This is a genomic window from Xanthomonas sp. D-36-1 (assembly GCF_017746155.1).
Lineage (GTDB): Bacteria > Pseudomonadota > Gammaproteobacteria > Xanthomonadales > Xanthomonadaceae > Xanthomonas > Xanthomonas cissicola.
Genome location: NZ_JAGHWR010000105.1, coordinates 1 through 22,202 on the forward strand (window position 1 = coordinate 1; position 22,202 = coordinate 22,202).

A 22,202-nucleotide genomic window follows, 5' to 3' on the forward strand; every position below is an offset into this window, starting at 1 on the left:
ACTGCCGGCGATGGGGAGCGTGCGTCTGTGAACCGGGAAATTCCCGCGGAAAGCGCCAGAAATGGCGAAATTCCGAAGTTCCAAAAGCCACTCTTCGGAACGACGCCACCTTCCGCCCTGTCAGGTCTCGTTGTTCAGACCTTCCCTTGGTGCGCACCGGTTTTTCGATCACCTCGGCGTTGAACAACGCAGTCGGTGCTTCGTTCCTGGACAGCGACGGAGGAGTGAAGTGCGGCGCGCCGGACGCAGTGATCGCCGGTTGCACGCCGATCAATGTCTTCAACCCCAACGACCCGGCCACCATCGCCGCATTGCGTGGCACGCAGCGGCCGGTGGACCTGATTGACAAAAGCCAGATGCGCTTTGTCGATATCAGCGCCAATGGCGATCTGTTCAAGCTGCCGGCCGGAATGGTGCAGGCGGCCATCGGCCTGGTGTATCGCACCAACACGTTCGCGCAGGGCACGACGAGCGAGGTGGCCGCTGCCGATGCCGATGGCAATTGCGACTACAACGATGGCTGCATCCTCAAGCAGGGGCGCGATGAGTCGGTCAGGGAAGCCTATGCGGAATTGCTGCTGCCACTGTTGAAGGATGTGCCGTTCGCCCATGTGTTGAACCTGAATCTGGGCTCGCGCTATTCCAACTACGACGCCTGGGGCAGCACCACCAACAGCAAGCTTGCGATCGAGTGGCGGCCAATTGCGAATCTGCTGGTCCGCGCCACCGGCTCGCAGGTGTTCCGGGCGCCGGCATTGGGCGATTTGTATGGCTCGCCCTACAACAGCGTGGTCGACAACACCGGCGATTTCGAGGACCCGTGCACAGGCTTGACCGGCGCGCCGAATCCGGCCTGCGCGAACGTGCCCAACGATGGCAGCTTCACCAACACTGCGCAGTTCAACGTGGTGACCTCCGGCGCCAATAACGTGGGCTTCAAGCTCAAGCCCGAGCGTGGCCGCTCCTACAATGTGGGCGTGGTCTACGACCCGGATCGGTTGCGCGGGCTGTCGCTCAACGTGGACAGCTGGCGAGTCGTGCTGGACGACATGCTGAGCGGTGTCGGCTATCAGCAGGTGGTCAGCGATTGCTTCGACGGCAGCGAAGCCGCCTTCTGTCCGCTGATTCAACGCGATGCCACCGGACAGCTGACGCGGGTGTCGGTGCCGTTCGCGTACAACAGCGGCAAGGTCGATATTCGCGGCTACGATGCCGGCATTCACTACACGCTGGCCGATACTGCCTGGGGCACATTTGCGCTGGGGCTGGATGCGACGTTCTTCTCCAGCTATCGCTTTGCGGGCGATTCGCATAATTACGTTGGCGAAAATTCCAGCTGGGGCAACATGCCGCGCTGGCGCGCCGTGGCCAATCTGGCCTGGCACAAGGGCCCGTGGCATGCGAGCTGGAACGCCCGTTACCTGGGCCGCACGGTCAACGGTAGCCAGTACGAAAATTTCTGCGTCGACACCAATGCCGATGGTAGCTGCGCCTACTTCCCAATCGGCTCGGTGGTGTATCACGACGCCTCGCTGAGCCGGAAGATCGCATCGCTGCATAGCACGCTGGCGGTGGGCATCGACAACCTGGGCGACCGCAAGCCGCCACGGTTCTATAGCTACTCCAATGCGGCCAATACCGAAGCGAGCACCTACGACATGCTCGGGCGGTATGTCTGGAGCCGGCTGCGCGTGGAGTTTTAGGGCGGCTAACAAGGCAGCAAACAGATGTCAGGCAACGTAGACGGCGCACCGCCCTTGGAACGCAGTGGACGCGCGGTACATGCCGCACCGAGCAATGGCGCGCCAAGTTGGCGCAAGGCTGGGGTTGCCCTGCATGGCCTGCGTCAGCCGGTGGGTGCGCGGCCGGCGGTTCGCGTCATCTGTCGCCACGATCGCTACGCGTGGCGGCAGACGACGCACAGCAAGGTTCGCATTGCATCGCTGCACTTCGTGTTGACGCAGGTGTTGCCGGCGCAAACAACTATAGTGAGGCGGCTGCGTTACATCGCTTGCGATGCAATAGGGAGTATCGCCGCTGTTTATTGTCCGATGCGCACCAGCCGCCGCATCGATCGCGCTGCCTTGCACGCTAATGAGATGGATGCATGAGGAATTTACGCTGGAAGTTGTTCCTGGCGCGGCACCGGCGCTGGTTGCGTTTGACCCGACGCACCGGCGCTGCTGCGCTGTTGTGGACATGCGTCATGCTGGGCTGGCCGCTTGCAGTCGCCCAGGAAGCGCCGATCGCCCAGCCCAACGCGATGATCGGCGAGCCGCTGTTCCACGGGCTGGACCACCCGATGCCCGACAGCGCGGTGCCGTTTGCGCCCGGCGGACAACTGGCACGGATCTACGCGGCCGATGTCGCGCATGGGGCAGGGCAGGTGCCGGGCAACGATTTCTGGATCGACCGCATGCTGGTGCGCGAGGGAACCGGCGGCGGTTTCGACGATCGCAACGACTGGCTGTTTACCCGCGGCCGTGCCGCGTATCTGACCTATCACGCGCCCGATGCGCCGGGATTCGTTGGGCAGGTGGCGTATTGGCATGCCACCGACTACGACGCGCTGTTCCACATCCACTCCACGCTGGGCAAGCGTCGTATCCACTGGAAGGAGGTGTCGCAGCAGCGGCGTCAGACGCCGAGCTATTTCACCACAGTGTTCGAAGATGCCGACGCGGGCGTGCGCATGCGCTTGGTCAAGTACATCACCGAGCAGAACGTGGCGGTCGCCAGCGTCGTGCTGTCCAGTCTGGATGGCGCAGCGCACACGCTATCGCTGCAAGCGGTGTCGCCGATCGCCCAGCATGCCGACGGCAACGAGTTGACCGGTGCATTCGACGCCTACAACCACATCACGACGGTCTTCCCCCGTCTGTCCGGCGATGGCTTCCGCGTCGAGGGGCAGCAGCTGGTGCGCGATGTGGAGATTCCTGCCAGTGGCGAAACGGCGGCAATCAAGCTGCAGCTCGGCATGCTTACCCGCGAATTGCCCGAAGCCCGCGCCGAGTACACGCGGATTGCCGCGCAGACGCCGCAGCAGGCCTACCAGCAGCACGTGGCCAGCTATAACCGCTGGTGGGTGGACAATCTGCCGTACCTGGATACGCCCGACGAGAACATCAGTAAGAGCCTGTTCTATCGCTGGTGGGTGCTGCGCTTCAACTTCCTCGATGCCAACGTCCCCGGCAACGACTACCAGTTCCCGGTCGCCATCGAGGGTGTGCTTGGCTACGACAATGCCATCGTGCTGACCGCCGGAATGTTCCTGGACGATCTGAAATACCTGCGCAATCCGCTGTACGCCTATGGCACCTGGCTCAGCGCGGGCGAGACCGCGGGCGGTGGCAAGTACACCGACAACCCCGGCTCGCCGGAGAACTGGTCCAACTCCTATGCGCAATACATCACGGCCGCGGCATGGCGGTCGATGCAGATCCATGGTGGGCCAGCGGCGCTGGCGGGCAAGCTGGCACGCTATGGCAGCGGTGACGTGGACGGCGTACTGGCGGCCTACGATCTCAATCACAACGGTTTGATCGAATACGACTGGGCGGCGATGACCGGCAACGACGCCGACGCGGTGTCGTTCGACTGGGCCGACCAGCACGGCCAGATCCGCATGGACCGCACCGAGAGCGCCTACGTCTACGCCAATGCGCAGGCGGCGGCGCAGGCAGCGATGCTCGCGGGCGACACCGCTACCGCGCAGCGCATGCAGGCCACCGCGCGCCGTATCCGCAAGGCTGTGCTGGACGTGCTGTGGCAGGACCACAGCGACGCGCCCGACTCAGTTGGCCTGTATGGCGATCTGCTCAAGCATCGCCAGGCCGACGGGCCGCGGCTGGCGGTCGACTGGAAGGAAACCAACAACTACTACCCGTTCAGCGTGGGCTTGATGCCCAAGCAGGGCGATTCCGGCTACGCCCCCAAGTATGTGCGCGCCTTGCGGCTGTTCGCCGACGCAGCGCAATACCCGCTGTTCCCGTTCTATACCGCCAACCAGGTGGACATGCAGGCGCGCGGCAGCGGCACCGATGTGGGCAGCAACAACTTTTCCACCATCAATGCGACGGTGGCATTCCGTCTATTCGGCTCGGCCCTGCGCGATTACCCCAGCCCGTATCTGAACGCGCAGAGCTACCGCAAGCTGCTGTACTGGAATGCCTGGGCGCCCTTTATCAATGGCGACAATCGCTACCCCGACCAGAACGAATTCTGGGCCAAGGGCAGTGCCAAGAACGGCGGCAAGATCGGTTATCGCTCCTGGATCCACCATACCCAGCTGGGGGCGACCAACTTCAGCATGATCGAGGATGCGATGGGCTTTCGCCCGCGCAGCGACGGCAAGATCGAGTTGTATCCGATCGATATCGGCTGGGACCATTTCGCCGCCGACAATCTGCGCTATCGCGACCGCAATCTGAGCATCGTCTGGGATCGTGATGGCAGCCATTACGGTGGCCGGCTGCCGAAGGGCTATAGCGTCTATCTGGATGGTCGCCTGGCGTTCCGTGTGGACCGGTTGGCGCATGTGGTGTACGACCCGGCCAGCGGCCAGGTCAGTGCCGCGCCGGACGCGGTCAACCGCAATGGCACCGCGCAGGTGCTGGAAGCGCATCCCGCGCCGCTGGCGTCGATGACGCAGGTGCCGTTCGCGGCCGGCTCGCGGATCGCGCAGATCCTGGCCAAGGCCGGTGTGGATGTGACGCTGCCGCCCGCGCACAGTCGCGATCTTGCCGAGGGTGCCCGTGTCAGCGCCAGTTTCGCTGCCGCAGGTTTGCCGGCGACGGCGGCGGTAGACGGCAGTACTGCCAGTACGCCGTTCTGGGGTACCGCCGGCTCGCCGTCGGCCAGCGACTGGATCGCGCTGGACCTGGGCAGCCTGCAAACCGTGGATCAGGTCGTGCTGTACTTCTATCGCAGCTCGTCGCCGGGCGGCGATCAGAACGGCTTTCCCTCCGGAACGCTGCCTGGCTACGCGGCACCGTGGATCTACACCGTGCAATATCAGGACGGCAGCGGTGGATGGAAGAACGTTCCCGGCCAGGTCCGCGATGCCACGCTGGCGGAGGGCAATCGCAATCGGGTGCGCTTTCCGGCCATCCGCACTGCCGCGCTGCGCGTGGTGGTGACGCACGCTGGCACGGCGCGCACCGGCATCAAGGAAATCCAGCTGTTCGATAGCGGCTTGCCGGCGCCGGCATTTGCGGGCAACACGCCGCCGCAGGTGCAGGCATGGCAGCTGGACACGCCGGGCGCCGATGGCGCGGTGGCGGTGCAAGGCCGCGTTGGTGATGACGGCTTGCCCACTGGCACGCTGCAGGTGCGCTGGCGCGTGCAGCAGGCCCCGGAAGGTGGCGATGCGGTGTTTGCCGATGCCGCCGCGCTACAGACTTCGGTACGTTTCACCCGTGCCGGGCAATACATCTTGCGATTGGTCGCCAACGATGGGGCGCTGATCGGGCATGCCGATGTGCAGGTCAGCGCCGCCGCCTCGCGCCCGCTGCAGAGCATCCCGTTGCAGGCCGTGGCCGCTGTCAGTGCGCAACTCACCGGCATGCAATACCGCGTGCAGGCCTTGAACGATGGCTTCATCCCGCAGCCGGGCAGCTTTCCCAGTGGTAGCCTGCGCTGGGGCAGCTATGGGCTCGACCAGCCAGCGACAGTGTGGTTGCAGTATCAATGGCCACGTCCGGTGCGCTTGTCGTCGAGCACGCTCTATCTGTGGAACGACCAGCCCAATGGCGGGGTGGCAGCGCCTGCTGGCTGGAAGTTGCAGATGCTGCAGGACGGACGTTGGCAGGACATCGTCAGCAAGAGCGGCTACCCGATTGCCCCGGGGGCGACAGGTGCGGCGAGCACCGCCAGCTTTGTGCCGGTCGTAACCACCAGGCTGCGCGTGGTGTTGACGACGCAGACCAAGGGCGACGGACATGCCGCCATCGGTGTGGACGAATGGCAGGCGCTGTCTGATCTGCCCAAACAGTTGGAGACGATCGATCTGCGGACTGCTCCCGGGCAACTGCCGACGCTGCCACAGGAGATCACCGCGTTCTTTGCCGATGGCAGTGTGCTGCCGGTGGCGGTGCAGTGGTCAGAGCTGGCCGCCAGCCGCCTGGGCCACGAAGGTACGGTGGAACTGCAGGGCTTGGTGGAAGGCGCGATTCCCGTCAGGGCCACCATCTGGGTACGCGCGACGCCGCCGGCTCAGATCAACACCGTGCAGCCGTTGCCGACGGTGAGCGCGGTTGTTGGGCATGCACCGACGCTACCGGGCTTTGTGACGGTGCAATACAACGACGGCTCGCGCGAACGCTTGCCGGTGCAATGGCCAACCTTGCAAGCGGAGCGTTACGCACAGCCTGGCGAACTCCAGCTCACCGGCACCGCGCAAGGGCGTGCACCCACCGGACACGTGTCGGTGACGCTGCTGGTGCAGATCAAGGCGGCTGCGCCATGATGCGCACGTTTTTACGGTTGCTGGTGGTGACGTGCGGGTTGTTGCTGGCCAGCGCTCCGGCCTGTGCCTTACAGCCGCCGCAGGCAACGCGGCTGCATGCACCCGGCAATCCCATCCTCGCCGACGGCAGCACATATTCCGCCGACCCTGCGCCGCTGGTGGCCGATGGCAAGCTGTACATCATTGCCGGCCGCGACACCGCGGCTCCCAATCTCAATGCGTTCGTCATGCCTGGCTGGCAACTGTTCGTCAGCAGCGATCCGGCCAGCGGCGATTGGACCCACTACCGCGATCTATTGCGGCCGCAGCAGGTCTTTGCCTGGGCAGACAAGCGTCATGCCTACGCGGCGCAGATCGTGCAGGGCCCGGATGGGCGCTATTACCTGTATGCGCCGGTGCAGCAGCGCGATTCGCCCAATGCCGACCCATTCGCGATCGGCGTGGCGGTGGCCGATAGTCCGCTCGGCCCTTGGACCGACGCGCATCCGCAGGGTCCGGTGGTCTCGCAGTCGGTGCCGGGCCACAACGACATCCAGAACATCGACCCGACCGTGCTGGTCGACGACGACGGACGGGCGTATCTGTATTGGGGCACCTTCGGTGCGTTGTACGGCGTGGAGCTGCAGCGCGACATGATCAGCTTCAAGGGCACGCCGATCCGCGTGGACACGCTGGACGGTTATTTCGAGGCGCCCTGGCTGTTCAAGCGCAACGGCACCTATTATCTGGCCTACTCGGCCAACAACGCCGGGCGTCTTTCGCCATGCACGCCCACGCTGTATCACGCCTGCATTGCCTATGCGAGCGCGCCAACCCCGCTGGGTCCGTGGACATATCGCGGCATCGTGCTGCGGCCGGTGTCCTCGACCACCTCGCATCCGGGCATCGTCGAATTTCAGCGGCAGTGGTATCTGGTGTATCACACCGCCGATGCGCACGGCGGCGGGCATTTCCGCCGCAGCGTGGCGATCGACCGGCTGGAATGGGACGACAGCACCCAGCCGGCCAGCATCCGCACCGTGGTGCCGACGCGGCGTCCAACGCCACCTGCGCCGCCCACGCGCAATCAAGCGCCGTCGGCCTATGCAACTGCATCCAATGGCCCGGATATCCCGGTGCAGTACTGGATCGCCGCGCTCAACGACGGCATCGTCAAGGCCAATCCCTTGCCGCCGGAGATGTGGGGTAGCTGGACGGACCACAACCCATCGCAGCAGTGGATCCAATACAGCTGGGCGCAACCGATCACCGTGGATCGCACGCGCATCGTGTTCTGGGCCGACCACCCGGCCGGTGCCGACGTCGGCGTGGCACGGCCGGCGCGTTGGCATCTGGAATACCGGAGCGCGGGGCGATGGCAGCCCGTGCAGCCGCGCGATGGGTATGGCAAGCGTCCCGATCACGATGAAGCGGTGTCGTTCGCGCCGGTGACGACGCGCTGCGTGCGCGTGGTCATGGACGCCTCCGGCAACCCGGCCAGCTACGCCGCGCTGGCAGTGCAGGAATGGGAAGTGCTGGCGCCACAGCCACAACGGCTGCCATCTGCCACAGCCGCCGACAGCACGCATTGCGATGCGCCGTGAAGCAACTGACAAGGCACCGCGTGCGGCAGCCGAACGATGGCTGAGGGTGCGCGAGCAGTGCAGTGCACTGGCGGGGTACAACGAACTGGCTTGCGCGCACTGGCCGCGCATGCCTTGCGAACGTGTCCCAAGTGGTTCAGGCGCGCTGACGTGCGTTGCTCCACATTGCAAGCAGTTGTGTCGCCCCGCGCAGCCGTCGCGTCTGCTCTCCTGGCCGGCCTGTCGCAGCGTCCTTGGCGTATGCCTGCCGCAGCGGTTGCGGCCAGCGGCTCGGCCATCGTCCATCAACGCCGCACTGTCTTTCCAACGCTTCGATGAGGTCGCAGGTGCCACAGATCCCCGTCATGCGCTTTCGCACCATCGCCACCTGGTGCGTGTCGCTCGCCCTCGCGCACATCGTGTCGGCGACTGCGGCACCACTCGCCGCCCCCACGCCAGCGCAGTACACGCAAGCGATGGGCTTGTCCGATCGCTATGCCTCGCTGGTGGACCGGCAGCCTACGGCGCCGGTGTGGGTGGATGCCGGGCATTTTCTGTATCGGCGTGGGGTGGCACGCAGCAACCAGTTGCCGGCCATCGAATACCGCCTGGTAGAGGCGGCCATTGGCCGCAACACACTGGCCTTCGATCACGCGCGACTGGCCGCCGCGTTGACGCAGGCTGGTGCCAAGGCAGTCGACGCAGCGCGACTGCAGCTCGAGGAGCCCACCCTGGAACAGCAGCGCCTGAGCTTCCAGCTGGCGAAACTGGGCTGGCAATGCGATCTGCGGCGCTATCGCTGCGCACATCTGCCCGAACGCGACCTGCCAGCCGAATCGATGGACATGCGCCTGCCGCACAAACAGGGCGAGCAGCAGGCCAAGCAATCGCCGGATGGCCGCTGGCGCGCCTGGGTGGAGCAGGGCAACCTGGTCATCGCACCGGTCGGCAGTCACGAACGCAGCGTGCTCAGCCAAGATGGCAGTGCGCAGGACTACTACGCACTCGACAGCGTGGTGTGGTCGCCGGATTCGCAGCATCTGGCGGCGTATCGGGTCAAGGCACCGCCGCCGCGGATGGTCTATTACATCGAGTCGGCGCCCGCTGATCAGCTGCAGCCGAAGTTGCATCAGCAGGTCTACCCCAAGCCGGGCGATGCATTGCCGGTGATGCAACCGGTGCTGTTCGACATCGCCACGCACGCAGCGCACCCGGTGGCGATGACCTTGCTACCCAATGCCTTCACCGTGAGCGAGATGGTCTGGTGGAACGACAGCCGCGGCTTCACCTTTGAATACAACGCGCGCGGGCACCAGCTGTATCGGGTGATCGAGGTGGACGCACGCACCGCCAACGCGCGCACGCTCATCGAAGAGACATCGCCCACCTTCATCGAATACTCCGAGCTCAGTGGCGAGCATGAGAACGGCGGCAAGCACGCGCGCCAGGATCTGGACGATGGCGCGCAAATCGTGTGGGCCTCCGAGCGCGATGACTGGGAGCATCTGTATCTGTACGACGGCCACAGCGGCGAGGTGATCCGCCAGATCACCCGTGGCGACTGGGTAGTGCGCAAGCTCGATCGCATCGACCAAGCCGCAGGGCAGGTGTATTTCACCGCCTCGGGCATGCAGCCCGGCGAAGACCCGTACTATCGCCATGCCTATCGCATCGGCCTGGATGGCCGCGGGCTCACCGCATTGACGCCGCTGGCTGCCGATCATGAGGTGCGCTATTCGCCGGATGGAACCTGGCTACTGGATCTGTATTCGCGCGTTGATCTGGGCCCGGTGCTGGAACTGCGGCGCAGCGCAGATGGCGGGCTGGCACGCACGGTGGAGCGCACCGACCTGAGCCGCCTGCTGGCGGCTGGGTGGCAGGCGCCGCTGCCGTTCCACACCACCGGGCGCGATGGCAAGACCGAGATCTGGGGCGTCATCCATCGCCCGCAGCAGCTCGATCCGCAGCGGCGCTATCGGGTCGTCGAAGACATCTATGCAGGTCCGCAGGGCTCGTTCGTCCCCAACCGCTTTACCACCGCGACACCATCGCTCACCGGGATGGGGTTTGCGGTGACGCAAATCGATGGCATGGGCACCAACAACCGCTCGCGGGCCTTCCACGATGTGGCATGGCGCAACCTCAAGGACGCCGGGTTGCCGGACAGTATCGCCTGGCACAAGGCCGCCGCAGCGCAGTACCCGTGGTACGACGTCGGCGGCGGTGTCGGCGTGTACGGCACCTCGGCGGGCGGGCAAAACGCGTTGGGGGCGCTGCTGTTTCATCCGGAGTTCTATGTGGCGGGTGTGGCCAATTCCGGGTGTCACGACAACCGCATGGACAAGATCTGGTGGAACGAACAGTGGATGGGCTGGCCGGTCGGGCCGTGGTACGCCGCCTCGTCGAACGTGGAGAACGCTGCGCGCCTGCAGGGGCATCTGTTGCTGGTCACCGGCGACATGGATATGAATGTAGACCCGGCCAGTACCTTCCAGGTGGCCGATCGCCTGATCAAGGCCGGCAAGGACTTCGATCTGCTGGTCGTGCCGGGCGGCGACCACGGTGCCGGTGGCGACTACGGCAGGCGCCGCTTGCTGGATTTCTTCCTGCGCTGGATGCAGCAGGCACCCACCCCGGAGTGGAATCGCAATGCAGCAGCGCCGGCCGCACCGGCGCCGTGATGCGCGTGCGCTGCCGTTCGCGTGCGTCGATTTGACGTGCGCGGCACACCCAGCCCGATGCCCCGGTCCGCGCAGCGATCCTGGTCAGCTTGATCTGCACTCCAATCGCCGCAAGCAGTGCGCAAGCGTGCGGGCTCGAGCGCGCTCGTGCCGCCACGCATGATCGTTCAGTTGCGAACCATGCTGTTTTCCGCATGCGCGTTCGCCAAATGCGACAAGACGTAGCGTCCGCGCACAGGCACATTGTGACCAGCTGATGAAAACTGGAGCGCAAGCGCGCATCCAGTGTGGAATGCACCACATTCCTGGCAGTACGCGTTGCTGCGCGATTTTCCGGTCGCCTGCGTCGCACGTTGTCTGCGTGTCTGCACCACGACCGTGCCAGCGGTCCGTTGCAGCGTGCGTCTGCCATCTACGTCGCCCTGCGCCGCTATACGTCGGCACGGGCAGGTATTGCCCACTGTTTGTCTTTCGTCACACTCAGGAGCCTTGCATGCCGATGTTGCCGTTGCCTCTCTCCCGCACGACCAACGCCACCACGCGGCCGTTGCCGAGCATGCTCACTTCCGCGCTGTTGCTGGCGCTGTCGGCAGGTGCGGCCGCGCCGGTGGCTGCTCAGCAGGCGGCGGGTGGCGATGCGACGCAGACGCTGGACAGCGTGGTCGTCACCGGCTCGCGCCTGCGCCGCGTGGACACCGAAACCGCCAACCCGGTGGTCACCGTCAGCCAGGAGCAGATCGCTGCCACCGGCAAGGCGACCGTGGGCGATTTGCTGCAGGAATTGCCATCCATCGCCGGCAATGCCACCAATCCCTATACCAACAACGGCGGCGGCACCGGTGCCTCGGCGATCTCGCTGCGCGGCCTGGGCGACAAGCGCACGCTGGTGCTGGTCAACGGCATCCGCCTGGCTTACAACGACGTCAACGCCATTCCTTCCAGCATGATCGAACGCATCGAGGTGCTCAGTGACGGTGCCTCTGCGGTGTACGGCTCCGATGCGATCGGCGGGGTGGTCAACTTCATCCTGCGCTCGCGCTTCGACGGCGTGCAGTTCAGCAGCGACTTCGGCACCAGTAGCGAAGGCGATGGCAACCGCCGCAACTTCGCCTTGACCGCCGGCAAGACCTGGGAGCGCGGCAGCCTGATCGGCGGCCTGTCGTATCACAACATCGATGCCGTCTCGGCAGTGGCGCGCGATTACTCCAAGGACGCGCTCGCCCTGACCAATGGCCAACCGGTGAAGCAGGGCTCCTCCGCCACGCCCACCGGCTCGGTCAACTTCAACGATGGGTCGGATCAATCGCAGCTGCTTGCACAATCCAATGGCTGCGGGCGCGTCACCCTCAACAGCGGTGTCAGCGGGCGCGCCGGCCCCGGCGACTTCCACTGTTACAACGCCAGCGCAGACTCGTACAACTACCAGCCGTTCAACCTGTTGCAGACCCCGCAAAAACGCACCAATGCTTTCCTGCTGGGCACGTATCGCTTCAGCGACAACGTCGAGGGCTACGTCAACACCTGGTTTAGCAAGACTGAGTCGGCCTCGATCATTGCGCCGATTCCGATCTTCTCCAATGGCGACAACATCCTGGTGTCGGCGCAGAGTTACTACAACCCGTTCGGCGTCAACTTCGGCACCGATCGCAGCACCGGCACCTCCTACAGCGACCTCAATACCCGCGCCACCGTGCTGGGCAACCGCCGCTATCAGTACAACACCTACAACTTCCAGATCAGCCCGGGTCTGCGCGGCCGTTTCGGCGACAGCTCCTGGCAGTGGGATGCCACCTTCAATTACGGCAAGGTCAGGCAAAAGTCGATCAACAACGGCTTTCTCGACTATGCCGCGTTCAATCAGGCCATCGGCCCGTCGTTCCTGGACAGCGACGGCACCGTCAAGTGCGGCAGCGCAGGCGCAGCGATTGCCGGCTGCACGCCGTTGAATTTCTTCAACCTCAACGACAGCTCCAACCTGGCCACATTGCAGGGCATGGTGGTCAATCCCATCGTCACCAGCGTGTACACGGTCAAGCAATTCGAGGCCAATGCCAACGGCACGCTGTTCGCGTTGCCGGCCGGCGAGGCCAGCCTGGCGGCCGGCATGTCGTACCGAAAAGAGCGCTCCACCACCGCCTCGGACCCGCTATGGACCGGCGATGAGAACGGCCTGTGCGGGGTGATCGAATTCTGTTCGTCCAGCTTGAGCGGCAGTTTCGATGTCAAGGAAGCCTACGCAGAAGCACTGTTCCCGCTGCTCAAGGATCTGCCCGGCATCAATGCATTGAACATCACGATCGGCACGCGCTTTTCCGACTACAGCTCGGTGGGCAGCAAGACCAATAGCAAGCTCTCGCTGGAATACCGCCCCATCGAAAACCTATTGTTGCGCGGCACCGTCTCGCAGGTGTTTCGCGCACCCAACATCAACGAGCTGTATGCCGGCGTCGCCGGCGACGCGGCCACCGTCAACGACCCGTGCAACGGCTACACCGGCGGCAACACGGTGGCCTGCGCGAACGTGCCCACCGATGGCAGCTACCAGCAATCGGATGGGCAGGTGTCGGGCAAGGTCTCCGGCGCGGCAGTGGCGGGCTACCAGCTCAAGCCGGAAACCGGCAAGTCCTACGATGTCGGCTTGGTCTACGACCCGCAATGGATCGACGGCCTGTCGCTGAGTGCGGACTGGTGGCGCATCGACCTGGAAGACACCATCACCACGGTGTCGGCGCAGACGGTGCTGAATCAATGCTTCGCCAACTCGGCCAGCGCGTTCTGCGCGTTGATCCATCGCAACGGCAACGGCACCATCAATTACATCGCCGAGCCCACCGTCAACCTGGGCAAGCTATGGGCCAAGGGCATGGACTTCAACCTGACCTACCGCCTGCCGGCGACCGCCTGGGGCAATGTCACCGCCGGCCTCAACGGCACCTATCTCACCCGTTACGACGTGTTGCCCGACACCACCGACCCCAGCTCGGTCACCATCCACAACGTGGGCCGCTACACCCAGGCCTACGGCAACTTCCCACGCTGGCGTGCGCTGGGCACGGTCAGCTGGGCACTGGACGACTGGAGCGCCACCTGGCGCATCCGTTACGTGGGGCATACCGCCATCGGCAATTCGGATCCGGACCAGAGCCTGTCGGCCGATGCCAGCGAACCGACGGTGGTGCGCAATATCGGCGCCTACGTCTACAACAACCTGCAGCTTGGCTATAACGTGGAGCCATGGCATACGCGCTTTGAAGTTGGTGTGGACAACATCGCTAACAAGCAGCCGCCGTTGTATTACTCCAACAACGTGGGCAATGCCAATACCGATGTGGCGACCTACGACCTGCTCGGGCGTTTTTATTGGGCACGCGCGACGGTGAAGTTCTGAGTGTGCTGTTGTTGCGGCGCTGCGCGGCCGGGTGCGAGCGGTTGCGCAGATGCCATTCCACGGCCTGGTTGCGACCGCGCGCATGCGTGCGCGCTTTCAGGAGTTAAGCTGATCCCATGACGGAAGTGCACCTAAGCGAATCGACCTGCAACCACACGCTGTCGCTATCGCGGCGGCGCTTTCTGGCCTGGAGCAGCCTGGCGGTAGCTGCAGGCTTCCTGAGGTTCCCGGCCCAGGCCAGCGCTGCGCAACCTGGCAGCGTGCGCGCGGTGCCGCTTGCCCAGGTCCGGCTCACGCCATCGTTGTTTCTGGATGCGCTGCAGACCAACCGGCGCTATCTGATGCGGCTGCAGCCGGACCGGCTGTTGCACAACTTCGTGCTGTATGCCGGCCTCGACCCGAAGGCGCCAGCCTATGGCGGTTGGGAGGCGGACACCATTGCCGGGCATACGCTCGGCCACTATCTCAGTGCGCTGGCACTCATGCACGCGCAAACAGGCGATGCGCAGTGCCGCACGCGCGCCGGGTATCTGGTCAGCGAACTGGCACGCTGCCAGACGCATGCCGGCGATGGCTATGTGGCCGGCTTCACACGCAAGAACGCAGCCGGGCAGATCGAGAGTGGGCGCGCGGTCTTCGACGAGCTTAAACGCGGCAAGATCGACCCGGCGCCGTTCTATCTCAACGGCAGCTGGGCGCCGCTGTACACCTGGCACAAACTGTTCGCCGGACTGCTTGATGTACATGCGCATTGCGAAAATGCGCAGGCGCTGCAGGTCGCGGTGGCTCTGGCCGGTTACCTGCAGGGCGTCTTCGCTGCGCTCGACGACGCGCAATTGCAAAAGGTGCTGTCCTGCGAATTCGGTGGCCTCAACGAATCGTTCGTCGAACTGCATGTGCAAACCGGCGATGCGCAATGGCTGGCGCTGGCGCAGCGCCTGCATCACCACGCCGTGCTCGACCCACTCATCGCCCAGCGCGACGCATTGGCGCACCAGCATTCCAATACCAATATCCCCAAGCTGATCGGCCTGGCGCGCGAGTACGAAGTCATCGGCGCTGCCGCATCGGGCGCGGCAGCGCGCTTCTTCTGGCATACCGTCACCGACCACCACACCTATGTGATCGGCGGAAATGGTGATCGCGAATATTTCCAACAGCCGGACAGCATTTCGAAATTCCTCACCGAGCAGACCTGCGAGCATTGCGCCAGTTACAACATGCTCAAGCTCACCCGCCACCTGTATCAATGGGGCCCGCAGGCGGAGTTGTTCGACTACTACGAACGCACCTTGCTCAACCACGTGATGGCACAGCAGCATCCACGCACCGGCATGTTTACCTACATGACGCCGCTGCTGGCCGGCGAAGCGCGCGGCTGGTCGTCGCCGTTCGACGATTTCTGGTGCTGCGTCGGTAGCGGCATGGAAGCGCACGCGCAGTTCGGCGATTCCATCTACTGGCAGGACGGGCAGGGCGTCTACATCAATTTGTACGTGCCTTCCACCGTGCGCGACGCCGCCGGACTAAACATGACCTTGCACAGCGCCTTGCCGGAGCAGGGCAGCGCCTCGCTGCGCATCGATGGCGCGCCGCCAGCGCAACGCATGCTCGCACTGCGCGTGCCGGGTTGGGCGCAACAACCGCGCCTGCGACTCAATGGCCAACCTGTCGATGGCAGCGCCAGCGATGGCTATCTACGCCTCACGCGCGTCTGGCAGCCCGGCGATACCCTCCAGCTGTCGTTCGACATGCCGCTGCGCCTGGAAGCGACCCCGGACGATCCCGCCTGGGTGTCGGTGCTGCACGGCCCGCTGGTGCTCGCCGTCGATCTGGGCGACGCCGCCAAGCCGTGGTCGGGCAAGACCCCGACATTGATCGGGGGGCAGGACATCCTGCAACGCCTGCAGCCGGTGCCGGGCAAGACAGCGTTCGTCTACACCGATGGCATGCAGCAGTGGCAGTTGTCGCCGTTCTACGCCCAGTTCGACCGCCGCAGCGCGGTTTACCTGGAACACCGCGACGCCGCCGCATGGCGGCAACGCCAGACCGAACTGGCGGCAGCAGCGGCAGCGCAGCACGCACTCGACACCCGCGCGCTCGATCGCATCGCGCTGGGCGATGAAGCCTCCGAAAAGGCGCATGCACTGCAGGGGGAAAATTCCAACCCGCTCAGCTACCGCCGCCGGCCCGGCCGCGACGTGCGTACCGGCGGCTTCATGGCCTTCACCCTGCGCAATACCGCCCAGGCCCGCATCCTGCGCCTGCGCTACTGGGGCGACGAAACCCGCCGCCGCTTCCGCATCCTCGCCGACGGCGAACTCATCGCCAGCGAACGCCTGGACGGCAACCGCGGCCTGGATTTCGTCGATGTGGATTACGCTTTGCCGGCAGCAGTGGCCGGCCGCGCCACCTTGCAGATTCGTATCGAACCGGAGAAAGGCTACTCGGCCGGGCCTGCCTTTGGGTGTTGGGTGTTGGCGTCGGTTTGAGTGTGGGCGCTGTAGCAAGCGCATCTTGAAAGTATGACGAGGTCCTCGCGCGACCTCTGCAGAGCGCATGGCACCACAGAGCGAGAGACCGCGCCCGCAGCTACACGTAAGAACTCAGACATGCAACATAAAGCCCCTCTCCCCGCGGGAGAGGGGTTGGGGTGAGGATACGGCGGCGAAGCCCCTGTGCAGTTTCAGCAGTGCAGAAATGCCGCATTACTCACTCGCAGGCTAATCCTCCGCTACCGTCACCACCAGTTCGCCATTACGTGCAGTGATCCGCAGCTTGCTGCCAACCGCAAACCCCAATTGCTCCAGCCACAGCCCGCGCAAGCGCACGCTGGGAATCCGCTGGCTGTGTTGCCGGCCCGGCGCTGCATCGTAAAACGCATAGCCCACCGTGCAGCGCGTGGGCGCGAGTGCCTTGCGCGGCGGGCGCTGCGCAATATCATCTGGGTGACGGGCGGGCCGGTGGTCGAAGGCGAGATTGTCCACGTCGAACGTGGGCGAGGGCACCAGCCGCATTGGCTGCGCGTCCTCTACCGGCGTGGCTGTCCGCTTGGCGGTAGCAGTGCGTTTGGCGTTCAATTTGGACCGCTTGGCGGTTGAAGACTGCGCCCGGCTCATCGCCTCACCTCCGCCAGCACCACGGAGCGACGACGCCCACCCCCACTATCGATACATTTGCCATCACAACGCCTCCTACGAAGAACAGGCACCGTCGCCGGCCGGCGACGGGATGTCGGGAGGTTAGAAACCGTGCATAGTCGGCGGGCGTATTTCTCCCGAAGGAGTGTTGTATTAGCCGCCCTCCCGACGTAGGCATCGCGTCGGCTTGCACCTGCAGAACAGGCACAAAAACCCACCGGTTTGACGAAGGTGGGTACCGCTATGAACGGAGTTTCTACGCTCCTTGAGGTCGCTACTTGTTGTTCGGGATGTCAACTGCCCCAGACCACTAGGCAGTAAGCGAAAAAACTTAGTCCCTTCGCTGTTGTGCGGGCGGATTGGCTTGTCTTCCAGTTCCGGGTTTTGCTAGCAGCCGATGCTGTATTCTCTTTCTGAATTTATCGGGCGAAATTATATGGATATATATAAATCACTGCAGCCTATAATTTTTGTTTTTATTGATTTGTGATTTCGCAATCAATTTCTACGTTATCTGCAGCTACTTGAATGCAGCCCTCTACTAGATAGATGTATGTTGTTCCCTTACCCTTGGCTGGAGACCACGAGTTGATATTCCCTGATTTGGAGTTATCTAGTATTGATTCTAAGTCGGAAAGGCATGAGTAGTTTGCCACTTTATAAAAACTAATTATCAATTTTGATCTTTTTGAACTTTTTCTTGATTGATAGTGTTTTGTATAAATTTTTAGTGTGCGGGTGCTGAAGTCTAGTGAGATGCTCTCAATTATTGCGTCATGAAGATCTAGGGTTGCTGGATTTTCTTTATTCATTAACTTCCGGCTCCTGATAAAAATCCAAAAAATATAATTGCTGCGCCGCCGATATAAAGCACGGCTTTTGCGCTGGCAGACATTTCTGGAGTTGACTTTCGGGAATTAAAGTTGTCGTTAGTCACTGACTTGCCAGCAAAGCCATTATTTAATGCACATTCTTTGATTATGCTTGGTGCGTCATCCCATGTGCCGCCGTGCGAAGGATGTCCATTTTCGCCGCATTCTCCCGTATCACCTTTGCATTCCCAGTGGAGGTGCCTGATCTTACTGCCCGTGGCTTCATCGAAAGTAAAGTCGATTCGAATCCTGCAACCTTTCCCACATTCAATCCAGCGGCCACTTGTATGTTTGACAAGCCCAAATGCATCGCTGTATTTAAATGGGGATGACTCTACATAGGAGAATGTGGAAAATCCTCCGTTTAGTCCAATCGGATCACTCTGCCCATACCTGCCCGTAGCCGCTTCATAGTCCCGGAAGTAGTTCTGATTCAACCCACTCGCCGCATCGAAGCGCTGCCCCGGGAACCGCATATCCAAGACCAGCGCCGCACCATTCCCATCAGGATCTTGATTCGGCGCGGTGTTGCCGAAAGCTTCGCCCTTCAAGCTCCATGTCCACACCGCTACATCGCGGGTGGGGTCGATCACCACGCGCGGGCTGCCCAAGTGGTCCGGTTCGATGTAGTGCAGTTTGTTGGCGTTGGCGAGCAGGCCGACCGGTAGGTCGTCCAGCCAGATCGCCTGCTGCTTGGGCGCGCCGTTGCTGTCGTAGTCGCCTAGCCAGTGGCCGGCTTCATCGTAGAGCGTGTAGGTGTTGGTGGTGCCGAGGAAGCGGCGTATCTGCTCGCCTTTACCGTTGTAGCGGTAGTTCATGGTCACCGCGCCGGCGCGGCGGGCTTGGGTCATGCGGCCGCTGGTGTCGTAAGTGTACTGGCGTGCGGTGCCACCGATGGCGGTGGTGTTGCCGGTGGCATCGTATGTACGTGCCACGCCGGCCACTGCGCTCAGGCGATGGCTGTCGGCCGGGTAGGTGTAGGCCTGCGTGGCCGTGCCGACCTTGGCGCTGAGGCGGTTGCCGGTGGCATCGTAGCTGTAGCCGTCGATCAGCGTGCCGGTGCGGCCGTCCTTGAGCGCTGTGAGGCGGCCCAGGGCGTCGTAGCCCAGGCTGATTTCCGGTGTGGTGTTGCCTGCGGGCGTCAGTGCGGTGAGGTTGCCGGCCGGGTCGAAGCCGAAGCCTACGTCAAGACCGCCCGGGCGGGTGTCCTGGATCGCCTGCGGGCGGTAGTCCAGATCATAGCGGCGGGCGAGGGTGCGGCCATTGCCGTAGGTCCAGCCGGCAGCCGGGCCGAATGGATAGTAAGTGGCATTGCCCAGAAGCACCTGGCGGCTACCGCCGGCGGCCGTCACGCCGACCTGCGTGGTCTGGCCCTGCGCATTGCGCACGTAATCGACCACCGCCCCGTCGGGATAGGTCATCCGCCGCAACTGGCCGCCGATGGTGTAGTCGTAACGCAGCACCAACGCGGTGCCGTTACTGGTCTGCACCTTACGCACCAGATCGCCGAAGCGGTTGTAGCAGTACTGGGTGATGGCGCCGCCGCCCTGCATCTTGGTCAGGCGGCCGATCGAAAACGTCTCGCCGCTGGTGCAGGCCGTCTGCGTCGCGTCGTAGGTGTAGGTGACGTTGAGGCTGGTGGGGGGGGTGACCTTGGTCAGGCGATTGAGCGCGTCGTAGCTGTAGGCGGTGGTGTTGCCGCGCGCATCGGTCTGGTTGGCGCGGTTGCCGGCGCTGTCGTAGGCGTAGCTGGTGACGCCGGTGTCCGGGCTGGTGAGTTTCACCAGATCGCCGAACCCGTTGTACTCGTAGGTGGTGTCCAGGCCCTTGGGGTCGGTGACCTTGGTCAGGTTGTCGAGTGCGTCGTAGGCGAACTTCGTGTCGGCCTTGATGCCGGCCACATCCTGCAGCGTGCGGGACAGGCGATTGAGCGGGTCGTACTCGCTCTGCGTCGCGGTCGCCAACGCATCGGTCACGGTGGTGGCGTTGCCGTTGGCGTCGTACGCGAAGTCGGTCGGGTCGCTGGCGGCGGTGGCCTGGGTCTTGAGCTGGCCGAGCTGGTTGTACACGCGCGAGAGCGTGCGCTTCAACGTGCCCGACGCATCGCTGGTGTCTTCCTTGATGCGATTGCCGGCGTTGTCGAGCGTGTAGTGGACGGTATTGCCCGCGTTGTCGGTAATGTCGGTCAGCCGATGCGCCGCATCGTAGGTGAAGGCAGTGAACGCGCCATCGGGCTGGGTGACCTGCCTGACCAGGCCGGTGGGCCAATAATCGATGCGGGTGATGCGGTCATCGGCCTCGCTGGAGGCATCGGCGCCACGCACCTTGGCGGCCGTCAGCCAGCCGCGCGGGTGATAGGTGTAGTCGGTGACGATGCCGTTGGCGTCCTTGATGGACAGCGGGCGGCCAGCGCCATCGTAGGCGAGGTATTCGGTGGTCTGGCCTAGGGCGTTGGTTATTTTCCATCGGTCGCCTTTGCGGTAAGCGCAGGTGGTAGGCGCTGTGGCGCAGGCGGCGGCGTCCGTGGCGTAATAAGTGTAGTCGACTCTGCGCGATGCATTCGGTGCGCCCGTGACGACGGAGAGCAATAGACCCCTCTGCGGGCAGAGTCCTGCGTCCAGATCTGCCTGTTCGCAGTAGGACGATACGGACAATCGTTCGGTGCTGTCGTTGGGATCAGTGGTGCGCGAGGCCGTGCGTTGGCCCCTCGGATTGTATGTGGAGGTGCCGTGCCTGACGCTGTTTCCAGAGAGGTCGCGCGTTGTGCTTTCCAGGATCCGCCCAAGCGTCTGATCCCTGACATAGGTCGTCGTGCGCTGTTCTGGGCTGCCTTTGGCTTCGGTCAGGACCATATCCCTGCCACACGCGTCCTGATCGTGGTCGGTAATGTTCCCCGCGCCATCGCGATATTCGTTCAAATGCCCGTTTTCGTCATAGCTCCATGCTTCGCTGGACGTGGTACAGCCAGGACAGGACCTGGCGCTATTTGTCGCCGTGCGAATGTCGTTGTAGGTCGTGAAGGAACGATAGTTCAACGCGCCCGAAGGCTCGACAACTTTTACGTTCATGCTATCCATGTAGGTGACATCGTAACGGTCGTGATTGTCGCCATGCATCGATGTGATTGCCCGGCGCTCGGTATCGTAGCGATAGGTCGCATACCGCTTAGCCGTCTCATCGACGATGCCGGTGAGCACATTCGCAAGCGAAGCGCCAGAGGTCTGCGTGGACTCGCCGTAGAGATAGCTGACGGTACCGCCGCCAGGATTCGCAACCGCCGTCAGGTGATTGGCCGAGTCGTACGCATACACATGGATGCCGCCATCCGGGCCGATCACTTCGGACACCCTGCCAGATGTGTCGTAGTGCAGTTGGATTGCGCGTCCTTGCCAGGAAGTCACCAGGCTCGGAAGCCGGGTGGAGGCGGTCGCGTAGGTCAACTTGGTCGTCAGGCCATCGAGCGGCTCGATACGCAGTAAGCGGCCAGCCAGGTCGTAGGCCTCAGTCGCGCCGTCCTTGCGCTCCTTGAAGTGCCATTCGACGATCGTGCCGTTCGCATCGCGCGCTTCGACCAGAGCGCTGGTCTGCCCGCCGTCAGGTAACCACGTTCCATTGGGTTGCCAAAAGAACGTGATTGATCTGCCGTCAGCGCGCTGCGCATAGACAATCTTGCCACTGGAACTATCGCTGGGGAAAACGATTCTGGACGCATAGCTATGTGTCCATCCGATCCCAATCGCAGTATCCGAGCTGATTGCGGAACTATTGTAGTAGCGGACAAAGCCAAGTCCGGAGCGATCATCGATATCGACGGCCTGTTGAAACTTGTTACCGGTGGCCACGTTGATCGGGTTGCCCACATGCGTACCTTTCGCCTCGCATTGGCCTGGCCCGAGGTTTAGCTCCGGCTTGAAGGGAGTGGTTGGCCACCTGAAATCTCCGTAACCGACACTCCAGTCGTACGGACAATTTTCGCACTGTTTAAGGAAGGTCTGATCAACTCACCGCAGATGCGCGACACTATCGCCTTATGTAGAGGATTCATCCATGCAGCTGACGTTCGGTGACGCTGAGGGCATGGGCCAGCGTGAGC

At 63.3% G+C, this 22,202-nt stretch carries 8 protein-coding genes and 1 pseudogene; 6 read left to right on the forward strand and 3 right to left on the reverse strand.

Translation table 11 applies throughout. From position 1 onward, the window contains the following. Positions 1-146 precede the first annotated feature (146 nt). The 6 genes and pseudogenes from J7367_RS20775 to J7367_RS20800 all read left to right on the forward strand — a co-directional run. A pseudogene (locus J7367_RS20775) lies at positions 147-1,703 on the forward strand (TonB-dependent receptor); the annotation flags it as partial. 404 nt (positions 1,704-2,107) lie between these two features. Then, positions 2,108-6,466 (forward strand): Ig-like domain-containing protein, encoded by a 4,359-nt coding sequence (locus J7367_RS20780; RefSeq protein WP_057663993.1) that lies wholly within the window; start codon positions 2,108-2,110, stop codon positions 6,464-6,466. Next, positions 6,463-8,049, forward strand: coding sequence for a family 43 glycosylhydrolase (locus J7367_RS20785; protein WP_057663994.1), 1,587 nt, complete (start codon positions 6,463-6,465; stop codon positions 8,047-8,049). The genes J7367_RS20780 and J7367_RS20785 overlap by 4 nt, the downstream gene beginning before the upstream one ends. 314 nt (positions 8,050-8,363) lie before the next feature. After that, positions 8,364-10,709, forward strand: a complete 2,346-nt coding sequence (locus J7367_RS20790) for a DPP IV N-terminal domain-containing protein (RefSeq protein ID WP_057663997.1) — start codon at positions 8,364-8,366, stop codon at positions 10,707-10,709. A 493-nt stretch (positions 10,710-11,202) separates the two neighbouring features. After that, entirely contained in the window at positions 11,203-14,097 is a 2,895-nt protein-coding gene (locus J7367_RS20795; RefSeq protein WP_057664000.1) for a TonB-dependent receptor, read from the forward strand. Positions 14,098-14,213: 116 nt separating this feature from the next. Further along, complete coding sequence (locus tag J7367_RS20800) at positions 14,214-16,589, forward strand: glycoside hydrolase family 127 protein (RefSeq protein WP_057664003.1); 2,376 nt, start codon at positions 14,214-14,216, stop codon at positions 16,587-16,589. A gap of 231 nt (positions 16,590-16,820) precedes the next feature. Here J7367_RS20800 and J7367_RS20805 read toward each other — a convergent pair whose 3' ends face one another. The 3 genes from J7367_RS20805 to J7367_RS20815 form a co-directional block, all read right to left on the reverse strand. Beyond that, the gene (locus J7367_RS20805) at positions 16,821-17,216 is read right to left on the reverse strand and encodes a SymE family type I addiction module toxin (protein ID WP_057664006.1); all 396 of its coding nucleotides are present in this window, start codon (positions 17,214-17,216) and stop codon (positions 16,821-16,823) included. 497 nt (positions 17,217-17,713) lie between these two features. Continuing rightward, the gene (locus tag J7367_RS20810; protein ID WP_139792627.1) at positions 17,714-18,049 is read right to left on the reverse strand and encodes a hypothetical protein; all 336 of its coding nucleotides are present in this window, start codon (positions 18,047-18,049) and stop codon (positions 17,714-17,716) included. Next, entirely contained in the window at positions 18,049-21,969 is a 3,921-nt protein-coding gene (locus J7367_RS20815; RefSeq protein WP_345776723.1) for a DUF6531 domain-containing protein, read from the reverse strand. The genes J7367_RS20810 and J7367_RS20815 overlap by 1 nt, the downstream gene beginning before the upstream one ends. Between the last annotated feature and the right edge of the window lie 233 nt (positions 21,970-22,202).

Excerpts from the sequence above, each read along its gene's own strand:
- J7367_RS20780 (WP_057663993.1), top strand. The coding sequence starts at position 2,108 with ATGAGGAATTTACGCTGGAAGTTGTTCCTGGCGCGGCACCGGCGCTGG.
- J7367_RS20785 (WP_057663994.1), top strand. The coding sequence starts at position 6,463 with ATGATGCGCACGTTTTTACGGTTGCTGGTGGTGACGTGCGGGTTGTTG.
- J7367_RS20790 (WP_057663997.1), top strand. The coding sequence starts at position 8,364 with ATGAGGTCGCAGGTGCCACAGATCCCCGTCATGCGCTTTCGCACCATC.
- J7367_RS20795 (WP_057664000.1), top strand. The coding sequence starts at position 11,203 with ATGCCGATGTTGCCGTTGCCTCTCTCCCGCACGACCAACGCCACCACG.
- J7367_RS20800 (WP_057664003.1), top strand. The coding sequence starts at position 14,214 with ATGACGGAAGTGCACCTAAGCGAATCGACCTGCAACCACACGCTGTCG.
- J7367_RS20805 (WP_057664006.1), bottom strand. The coding sequence starts at position 17,216 with ATGAGCCGGGCGCAGTCTTCAACCGCCAAGCGGTCCAAATTGAACGCC.
- J7367_RS20810 (WP_139792627.1), bottom strand. The coding sequence starts at position 18,049 with ATGAATAAAGAAAATCCAGCAACCCTAGATCTTCATGACGCAATAATT.